We start from the raw sequence: 9,195 nt of genomic DNA, 5'->3' as shown, positions 1-9,195 counted from the left end.
GGGGGGGGGGGGGGGGGGGGGGGGGGGGGGGGGCGGCCTCGTGTGGGCGACCGGCGGGTGGGTTATCCGGGGGCGGTGGTTTGCAGGGGTGTGTAGGTGGTGCTGGTTGTGAGGGTCGGGCGTGTTGTGGTGGTCGGGGAGGTTTGCGGGTTCGTTGTTGCCGCCGGGGGGTCGAGGGTCGTGGTAGTGGCGCCGTTCGGTGCGGTGACGGGTGGGCTGGTCGGGATGCCGGTGGTGCTGGTGGTCCTGCTGGTGCTGGTGGTGGTTTCACCCGGGGCCGGCGGACCCGCGGGGCTGTCCTGGTCCTGGTCCGGCGACTGGTTCAGGGCGATGGCGACCACCACCGCCACCATCGCGGCCGTGCCGGCGCCGGTCGCACCGACCGCATAGGCACGACGGCGGCGTTTGAGGCGGACGCCCCGGTGGACGATGTCCATCGCACCGAACGTGCGCGGCACGGGGTGGATGTTCAGTTCCTCGAACGTCTTCTTCAGCTCGTCCTCAAGCACCGCGCGACACCTCCTGCCACAACGCCCCGAACTCCGGCCCCAGCCTCTGCCGCAACACCTTGAGCCCTCGGTTCGTGTTGCTCTTCACCGTTCCCACCGAGCAACCGAGGGCCGCTGCCGCCTCCTCCACCCCCAGGTCGTGCCAGTACCGCAGCACGAGCGTCGCCCGCTGCTTGGCGGGCACGGCTCGCAGCGCCTGCCACACCACGAGCTTGTCCTCGCTCAACGACCCCGCCACCGGCACCTCCGGCAGCACGTCGGTGAGCTTCTCCCGTTTCCACCGCACCCGACGCCGCTCGGCCAGGAACGTGCGCACCACGATCTGCCGGAGGTAGGACTCCAGCCCTCCGTCCTGCACCAGCCTCGGCCCGGCCAGGTACAGCTTGAGGAACGCGGACTGCACCACGTCTTCGGCCTCGTGGTGATTGCCGCACAACAAGAACGCGGTGAAGCGCATCGAGTCGGCGCACCGGTCGAAGTAGTGGGTGAACTCCGCGTCCCAGCTCACGCCGTCAGCGCCTCGTGGTGACCGTCGTCGTGGGCAGCGGCGGCCGTGTCGTCGGCGGCGTCACAAGGATCGGCGCCCCGGGCGACGTCGTCACCGTCGGGTGCGGCCCGGTGCCCACCGGGGCGGTGGTGACCATGACCGGTGGCGGGACGGTCGGCAGCGGGGGCGACGTGGCGATCGTGGTGGTCGCCATCACGGGAGGCGACGTCACCGGAGGCGAAGTCAAGGGAGGCGACGTCACGGGAGGCGACGTGGCGATCGAAGTGGTGGTGGTCGGTGCGACCGTGGTGGACGGCGGCGCCTCGCCACCGCCGCCGGACGCCAACGCCGGCACCGCCACGGCGACACCGCAGAGCACGATGGCCCCGGCCGCCAGCACGAGTCGTTTGCGCAGCAAGACTGCTCCTCGGGTTCGTGGGGCCACCGATCACCGGTGCCCTCTCACCCTTATGAATGCGGTCGGGGTGCGTTGGGGTTGTCACGAGTTTCGGGGAGTTCCCGGACGACGACCTCGACCGCACGCGCCCGGACCGCGGCCTCGTCCAGCACCGCCCGCCGGGGCTCCGGCACGTCCAACACCCGCGGCGACGCCAGCGCGAACACGTCATCCAGCCGACGGTCACCCCGAAGGGCGTCCAACGCCTGACGGTCACCGCCCAGCACGACCGCGTCCAACTCGCCGACCCGCGCGGCCAACACCCGCACCGCATCGTCCGCCGCCGCCTGGAGGGCGACCCGCGCCTGCCCTTCCCGACGCCGCGCGAACCGCTGCTGCGACCACCCGCCGGCCTTGTTCCGGCCGTGCACCTGGCGACTGTCCGTAGTCGACACCAGCACCACACCGTCCTGCGCGACGCCGATGCTGTGCCCGCCGAGCCGCACCAGCAGTAGCCCGATCCGACGCGGAACGAGCGCGTAAGCGAGTAACGGACCCAGCTCCAGCCCGGAAAACCGTTCACCCGAACGGGTGAATTTACCGCCGAAGCCGGGAGCCACCGAAGCCTCTGCTCCGTCCACCGCCGAAACCAGGCACAGATCCGGCGTCACGGACGTGGACACCACCCCGCCATGCCGGGCGCCGAACCTCGAGAACCACCCTTCCAGGCGTTCCGGCGGCACCTCGACCGCCCGCCCACCACCGGCGACCGGGCGGATCCGGCTCATGCCGGCGCGACCGCGACCCAGACCGGCAGCGGATGCCCGCACTCGGCCGGCGAGAGCCGCTGCACGGCACCGAACCCGGCGTCGGTCAGCGAAGCGGAAACCTGCTCGGGCGACAGCACGCGGTGCCGGGTGGACACGCTGTTCGCCACCTCCCACGCCTCCGCGCCGCGCACCAGCTGCACGACCTCCAGCGCGTAGGACTCGCCGTCGGCCGCCCAGTCCCACAGCTGCACCGTCACCTGCCGCTCCTGGCCACGCCCGGACACCTTCGGCGGCGGCGCCGTCGGCCGCAGCCGGCCGAGCTTGTCCAGCTCGGGCACCGCGGCGACGAACAGGCCGCCGGGCCGCAACGCCTGCCGGGCCAGCACCAACGCCTGGTCCAGCGCGTTCTCGTGGGCCAACCGGGGCAACAGGTCGTCACCCGCGCGGACCACGTCCACCGGCGGCGATCCGTGGTGGCGCACGACGTCCAGCAGGTCGATCACCACGTGACGGCCGGCACCCAGCACGGCGGTGGCGACCTCCGTCAGCGGGTCCTCCGGCAGCGGCACGACGTCCTGGGCGGCGGTCACCCGGAACACAGTAGGGCCAACGGATCAGTGGCCGCCAACGGCCCGCGCGCCCCAGCGGGGCGTGCCCGCCGCGCCCCGAAGGTCCCGCCGGCGCACCCCCGAAGAAGCCGTTGCACAATGTTACCGACGGGTTTACAAAGGGGGGAGTCAAGATGTTCACCACTTGACAGAACGATGCCCATCCCAGTGAACTCGTAACCCGTATGGCCCAACCAATGACTCCACCTGGAAGGCACCAACGCCCTGCGTTGGCGGGTAGGGTCACTGGGGCGTGATCTCATGACAGCGGGGAGTCACAATGACCAACGCTGCCGGTCGACCCAACCTGTCCGTCGACGAACTCGACTCGACGGGCCACGGCAGTCTTGCGCAGCTTCTCACCACGGGACCGTTTCCCGAGGCGCTGAGAGCTGCGATCAAAGCAAGCAGGCTGAGTCTCGACCGCATCCAGCACCGGCTCGCGCTGCGCGGGGTCACCATCAGCGTCGCGACCCTGAGCTACTGGCAGTCCGGCCGCCGCCGACCCGAACGACCGGAGTCGTTGGAGGCCCTGCGTCACCTGGAGACCGTCCTCGGCGTGCCGCAGGCAGGCCTGTCCGCGCTGCTCGGCCCGCCGCGTCCGCGCGGCAGGCGGTCGCGTCCCACGACGATGATGCCGATCGACGCCCTGTGGGAGCGCCGCGAGCGGGTGGCGAACCTGCTCACCCAGGTCGACACGTCCTCCGACGTGAAGCTCGGTCGGATCAGCCAGCACGACCGGATCGAGATCGCCGCGGACGGCGGTCAGCGCTCGGTCTGGGTGCGCCAGATCCTGCGCGCCGAGCAGGACGGCCCCGACCGGTGGGCGCTGGTGTTCGAGACCGAGCAGGCCGACGTGCTGCCGCAGGTCGTCAACCTGCGCAACTGCCACCTCGGCCGCGTCGTCGAGGACACCGAGGTCAACATCATGGCCGCCGAGATGATGTTCGACCGCCCCCTGACCAGGGGCGAGACCATCATCATGGAGTACCAGCTGCTGTTCGCCGAGGGCCACTACCCGGCGGGCAACAACTCGTTCACCCGCAAGTTCCGGCTGCCGGTGCGCGAGTACGTCATCGAGGTGCGGTTCGACCAGTCGAACCTGCCCGCCCGGTGCCAGCAGTTCAGCCTGCCCGCCGGTGACGACACGCCGTCACGTCGGCGCAACCTGGCGCTCGACAACGCCGGTGGCGTGCACGCGGTGGCGCTCGGGTTCGGCCCCGGCGTGTTCGGCATCCGCTGGGAGTGGCCCAAGTAACACGTTACGAACAAGGTCCCGGGAGCGTTGCTCCCGGGACCTTTTCACGCCACGACGATCACTCAGACGTAACCGTTGATCTTCAACGAGACCGTGCGGAGCGAACCGCGGTCGGACGAGGCCGCGTCGACGACCTTGAACGTCCACGTGCCGTCCACCGGCTCGGTGAGCAACGCGCTCAACGGAGTGGTGGGCCGCCAAGTGCCGGTGAACGGCGCCGACGCGCTGGTCACCGACGAGAACGGCTGCCCGGCCGAGTCGTCGAACACGACCTGGCACAGGTTGTTGCCGGTCGCGCCGTTGCGCTGGAACACCGTCGCCGTCGCGCCGGACGGCGAGGTCAGCGTGCCGACCAGGTCACCGACGAACGTGTGGTCGACGCCGACCGTGGTCGCACCGATGTCCGCGCTGCACTTGTCGCCGTCGATCGACAACGCGATCTTCGACCCGCGGCCGACGCCGGTGACCGGGATCTCCACCGTCACGCCGAGCGCGCTGTTGTCCGGGATGGCCACGACCGGACCGCCGTACGCGAACGTCTTCGTGTCACGGGACGGCTCTCCGACGGTGAGCGTGAACGCGCTCGTCGTCGGTGACGTCGACCCGGCGAAGGTCACCCGCGCGTCCAACTTGACCGCCGTGCCGACCCGCGCCGTCTCCGGGACGGTCACCTTGAACGTGTTCGTCACCGTCTGGCCGACCTCGACGTTGCCGTAGTACTTCGACCGCGGCGCGATCGTCACGCCCGCGGTGGGCGTGGTCAGCACGAGGCTCGTCGACGCCGCCGTGCCGTCACCGGAGTTGACCACCGGCACGGTCACCGTCGCCGTCGTGCCCGGCTTCAGGTACTGGCTGCCGTCGCTGTCGTTGACCACGGACGGCTTCGCCGCCTTCGCCAACGGCTGCGGCGACGCACCGGTGTAGGCGAGGACCAGGTCGGCGCGCACGACACCGGCGCCGGTGCGGTTGTCCGCACCGGTTTCCGCGATGTCGATCGCGGTGGCCGTCATCGCCTCGCGCACCTCGGCCGGCGACAGGCCCGGGTTGCCGGACAGCACCAGGCCCGCGATGGCCGCGGCGTTCGGCGCGGACGCCGACGTGCCGAAGAACGGGTTGAACCCGGCGACGCTGGTCTGCACGCCGTCCGCCGCAGTCAGGTCGGGCTTCTGCCGGACCTCCTCGCGCGGCGTGCCGTCGGGCGCGAAGAACACCCGGCGCGGACCGTCGGAGGTGAACCGCTCCGGCGCCTGCGTGCCGTCGTACGCGTTCGGGAACGGCCCGCGTGGGTTGGCCGGGTCGCCCGGCTCCAGGTCGAACGGCAGCGGGTTGTTCGCCGGGGCCGCCGCGACGCTGATCGCGCCCTTGGCCGCCGAGTGCCCGCGGGTCACGCCGGGCGTCGCGAACTTCTTGAGCCCGTCGGAGGAATCCTTGAAGCGACCGCCGAGCGCGGACAGCGACAGGTACTTGTCCTCACCGCGGAACTTGACCACGGCCAGTCGCAGCCCGAACGCGCTCGCCGGCGTGTCCAGCCGCTCGTACGGGTCCTGGGTGCCGTCCTGCACGCTCTGGCTGAACGCCACCACGTTGCCCTGCGCGTTCGCCAGGTACAGGTCGTAGTCGTTGAACGACGAGGTCAGCGGGTCCGCCCAGAACAACGTCACCGGGACGTTGCCCGAGCTCTCCGACAGCGGGTTGAACACCTGCTTCGCGTCCGGCGACGGGTTGAAGTCGTGCGCGCTGCCGGCGAACTTGCCGATACCGGCGCCCGAGTCGACGAACTGGCCCTCCCAGTGGCCGGACGTGCCGTCCGCGACGTTGCCCTCGTTGCCCGCGGAGGAGAAGAACAGCGCGCCGTCGGCGGTCACCGCGTCCACGGCCCGCGCGATCACGCCGTCCTGGAACGGCGACTCGTTGAAGTACAGGACGTCATCCACGATGACGTCGCAGCCCAGCCGGAAGCGCAGGCCGCGGATGTTGTCGGCGAAGCTCGCGTCGCCGTTGAACGCGGTGGCGAAGCCGAGGCTCGCGTTCGGCGCGATGTCGTGCAGGATCTCCAGCATCGCGGTGCCCTCGTTGCCGGAACCCTCCTGGCCCGGCAGGACCTCCACGCCGGCGGGCAGTTCACCGGCGGTCTGCGACAGGGCGATCGAGTCGACGCCGTCGGACAGCGCGCACAGCTTCACGCCGGTGCCGGTCACGCGGAAGTCGTCACGCGCGGTGTCGGCGGCGTGCGCCCGGTCGCCCTCGCCGGTGCGGAGCGCCTGCGGCGCGATCAGGGCCTCACGGGTGCGGGCCTCGATCTCCTTGGCCTTGTCCTCCTTGGAGGGCACCGGATCGGCAGCCTTGCGGTCCTGCTTGTGGAACGTCTTCGCCTCGACGGCGGCCTCGACGCGACGGACGTCGTCACGGGCCGTGAGCTTGGCGAGCGAGTCGAGGGGCACCTGTGCCCGGATCGTCACGCCTTCGGTGGAGACGGAACGGACACCGCCGCCCGTGGCGAGCACGGCGTCGACCAGCTCGTCGGTGACCTTGTGGGCGCGGATGTCCACCAGAACGGTGTTTCCGCTGTGGACCTTCACGCCGGTCTGGAGCGCGGGGAGCTTGGCGAACGTGCCGGCGTTCACCCGGCGGCGCTGCTCGACGACGAGCGCGCTGTCCATTTTGGACTCTGCCGCGGAGAGCGACTTCTTGATGTCCTGCAGGGCGGCGATCTGCGCCGCGGTGTTGGCCTCGACGCCCTTGGAAGCCTTGGGCGGATCGGCGGAAGCGGGCGACACCACGCCCAGCGCCAGCAGTGCCGCGGCACCCGCCGCGAGCACGGCGTCTCTTCGTAAACGACGTTTCGGTGAGCGCACAGGCGTCTCCCCCAGTTGGGCGTGCCCCCGACGCACGCGGCCCCTCGGTCTGGAATCTTCGACCGAGGGGTCAACGTATTGCGCACGCCCAAGTACCGTCTGCCACCGTTCGGCCTACTCGTCAGACGGCCGCCCCATCACATTTCACAGTACAAAAGCGTCTGTCCACAGCTGACCGGTTCGTCCGGACAGTGCGTCGAGCAGCGCTGCGGCCTGGTTGTCGGTGAGCGAGGCGATGAAGTCGACCACCGCCCGGCCGCGGGCCAGCGCCCGAACGGCGTCCGGTCCGGTCGGCGTCTCGCCCGTGGCTCCGACCAGCATCGACGGGTCCGTCCGCGCGATCACCGCGTACTCGGCACCCGCCAACTCGACCAGGTCGTGCAGCCGGCGCGGCAACCGGTTCGCCTCGTGCCGGTCGGTCACCCACTGCTCCAGCGCCTCGACCAGCGCGGTGAGCAATCGGGCCTGGCCGCGTTGGTGCAGCGCGAGGTCAGGGCGGAGGAGCACGAACCTGCGGTGCACGAACTTCAGCACCTGCACCTCGTGCCACTGCGGCACGGCCAGCACGACGTGCCCGGAGCGCGTCGTTGGCTCCTCGATCACCGCGACCGCGTCGACCAGGCGGCGGGTCCAGCGGGCGGAGAACCCGGCGACGGCCTGCTCGGCCTCCACCGAACCGTCGAACGGGACCGCCAGCAGACCGTCGACCAGCTCGCTGCGGACCTTGGCCACGGCGAGCGCGAACGCGCCGTCGTCCACCGCCCACGAATCCTTGGCGTGCAGGCGGCGGCGCAGGGTTTCCAGGGAACGGCCCGGACGCCGTTCCTGCGCGGCGAGGTCGGCGGCGCTCAGGCCGGCCAGCTCAACGGCGTGGTCCAGCCACGTGTTCAGCTCGGCGGACACGGTGGCGTGCTGGAGCACACCCACGCGGTGGAAGTCCTCCAGGTCGTGGATGGCGTAGGCGATGTCGTCGGCGGTGTCCATGACCGACGCCTCGACCGTCTGCTGCCACGGCTCCAACCGGCCCGCGTAGAAGGTGCGCGACTGGGCGACGTCGTCGAGTTCGGTGACGTAGGCGGAGAACTTGCTCGAACCGGTACCGGGCGCGTCGGCGGGTTCGGCGGCGCCGCGCGGCGGTGCGGCGAGGTCCTTGGGGTGCGGCCGGGGGTACGACAGGCGCGTCCACGGGTACTTGAGCATCGCCGCGCGCACCGCCACGGTCAGGTCGAGCCCCACCGCCGCCGGGCCGCGCACGTCCGTGGTGGTCACGATGCGGAACGACTGGGCGTTGCCCTCGAACCCGTCGGACAGGCCGAACCTGTGCCGGGCCAGGCGGTCCAAGACCTGCTCGCCGAGGTGGCCGAACGGCGGGTGACCCAGGTCGTGGGCCAGGGAAGCGGCCTCCACCACGTCCGGGTCGCAGCCGCCGAGCTTGTCGAGCAGGTTGGCCAGGTCGGGTCGTGCGTTGAGGCGTTCGGCGATGGCACGGGCCGCCTGCGCCACTTTCAGGCTGTGCGTGAGGCGGTTGTGCACCAGAAGACCGGAGCCGGTCGAGCTGACGACCTGCGTCACGCCGCCGAGGCGGGCGAAGAACGGCGAACTCGCGACCCGGTCCCGATCGACCCGGAACGGACTCGTGGCGAGGTCGGCTTGGACGGCGTTCCCGCCGGAACGTCGCTGCGTCCGGGGGTCGGCGTGCTCGTGCTCCATGAGCAGAACCTAACCCGTCGGCTGCCGGCGCTAGCATCCTGACGCCATGAGCGACGACGTGCTGTCCATCATCCCGGCCGATCCGCACTGGCAGCCGGACCAGGCAGCCGCCGACCTGGCCGCTCGCGTGGTGGCCGGCCTGGAGGACGTGCGGATCGACGTCACCTGGCGCGACGTGCTCACCGCGGTGGACTGCGGCGACAACCTCGAGCGCATCGACTGCGGCCTGTGCGGCGGGTCCATCCCGCTCGGCTGGTGGGGCGACCTGCTCGAAGCCCACTGCGACAGCGGCTTTCCGACCCTGGACGTCGAGGTTCCGTGCTGCCGTGGCAACACCTCGTTGGACGCGCTGCGCTACGACTGGCCGTGCGGGTTCGCCCGGTTCGAGATCGCGGTGTGGAACCCCGAGCGCACCTGGTTCAGCGATGCCGAGTTGACCACGCTCGCCGAGGCGTTGAGACAGCCCGTACGTCAGATCCGCGCTCACCTCTGAGGGTGCCGGACGCAAAAAAGCCTTCAGGGGCACTCGATCAACGAGTGCCCCTGAAGGCGAAAAATTGTTCGGCGGCGTCCTACTCTCCCACACCCTCACGAGTGCAGT

The 9,195-nt window shown here is 70.8% G+C and carries 9 protein-coding genes; 2 read left to right on the top strand and 7 right to left on the bottom strand.

What is annotated here, in order from left to right:
* Positions 1-62: 62 nt before the first annotated feature.
* From OQ02_RS44515 to OQ02_RS38715, 5 genes are read right to left on the bottom strand one after another with little or no spacing between them, the layout of a single operon-like run.
* Positions 63-509, bottom strand: a complete 447-nt coding sequence (locus tag OQ02_RS44515) for a hypothetical protein (RefSeq protein WP_156077606.1) — start codon at positions 507-509, stop codon at positions 63-65.
* On the bottom strand, positions 502-1,017 hold the full coding sequence (locus OQ02_RS38730) for a SigE family RNA polymerase sigma factor (RefSeq protein ID WP_033443669.1): 516 nt from the start codon (positions 1,015-1,017) through the stop codon (positions 502-504). Before OQ02_RS38730 ends, OQ02_RS44515 begins: the two co-directional genes overlap by 8 nt.
* 4 nt (positions 1,018-1,021) lie before the next feature.
* On the bottom strand, positions 1,022-1,414 hold the full coding sequence (locus OQ02_RS38725; protein ID WP_033443668.1) for a hypothetical protein: 393 nt from the start codon (positions 1,412-1,414) through the stop codon (positions 1,022-1,024).
* Between the two features lie 50 nt (positions 1,415-1,464).
* Complete coding sequence (locus tag OQ02_RS38720) at positions 1,465-2,181, bottom strand: acVLRF1 family peptidyl-tRNA hydrolase (protein ID WP_051773462.1); 717 nt, start codon at positions 2,179-2,181, stop codon at positions 1,465-1,467.
* A complete protein-coding gene (locus OQ02_RS38715; protein ID WP_231500439.1) occupies positions 2,178-2,753 on the bottom strand; it encodes a hypothetical protein in 576 nt (191 codons plus the stop codon). Before OQ02_RS38715 ends, OQ02_RS38720 begins: the two co-directional genes overlap by 4 nt.
* Before the next feature lie 298 nt (positions 2,754-3,051).
* Between OQ02_RS38715 and OQ02_RS38710 the strand changes: the two genes are divergently transcribed.
* Positions 3,052-4,029, top strand: a complete 978-nt coding sequence (locus OQ02_RS38710; RefSeq protein WP_033443667.1) for a helix-turn-helix domain-containing protein — start codon at positions 3,052-3,054, stop codon at positions 4,027-4,029.
* Between the two features lie 62 nt (positions 4,030-4,091).
* On the opposite strand, the gene OQ02_RS38705 is transcribed toward OQ02_RS38710, so the two are convergent.
* Both OQ02_RS38705 and OQ02_RS38700 read right to left on the bottom strand, forming a co-directional pair.
* Positions 4,092-6,848, bottom strand: coding sequence for a S8 family serine peptidase (locus tag OQ02_RS38705; protein WP_033443671.1), 2,757 nt, complete (start codon positions 6,846-6,848; stop codon positions 4,092-4,094).
* Positions 6,849-7,028: 180 nt separating this feature from the next.
* A complete protein-coding gene (locus OQ02_RS38700; protein ID WP_033443666.1) occupies positions 7,029-8,594 on the bottom strand; it encodes a deoxyguanosinetriphosphate triphosphohydrolase family protein in 1,566 nt (521 codons plus the stop codon).
* A gap of 46 nt (positions 8,595-8,640) precedes the next feature.
* Between OQ02_RS38700 and OQ02_RS38695 the strand changes: the two genes are divergently transcribed.
* On the top strand, positions 8,641-9,087 hold the full coding sequence (locus tag OQ02_RS38695; protein WP_033443665.1) for a hypothetical protein: 447 nt from the start codon (positions 8,641-8,643) through the stop codon (positions 9,085-9,087).
* The last annotated feature ends 108 nt before the right edge of the window (positions 9,088-9,195 follow it).

It is taken from the genome of Saccharothrix sp. NRRL B-16314, assembly GCF_000716595.1.
Lineage (GTDB): Bacteria > Actinomycetota > Actinomycetes > Mycobacteriales > Pseudonocardiaceae > Actinosynnema.
This window is presented reverse-complemented; position numbering and strand designations above follow the sequence as displayed.

What these genes read in the sequence shown, in the direction of transcription:
- OQ02_RS38695 (WP_033443665.1), top strand. Translation starts at nt 8,641, where the DNA reads ATGAGCGACGACGTGCTGTCCATCATCCCGGCCGATCCGCACTGGCAG.
- OQ02_RS38710 (WP_033443667.1), top strand. Translation starts at nt 3,052, where the DNA reads ATGACCAACGCTGCCGGTCGACCCAACCTGTCCGTCGACGAACTCGAC.
- OQ02_RS38700 (WP_033443666.1), bottom strand. Translation starts at nt 8,594, where the DNA reads ATGGAGCACGAGCACGCCGACCCCCGGACGCAGCGACGTTCCGGCGGG.
- OQ02_RS38720 (WP_051773462.1), bottom strand. Translation starts at nt 2,181, where the DNA reads ATGAGCCGGATCCGCCCGGTCGCCGGTGGTGGGCGGGCGGTCGAGGTG.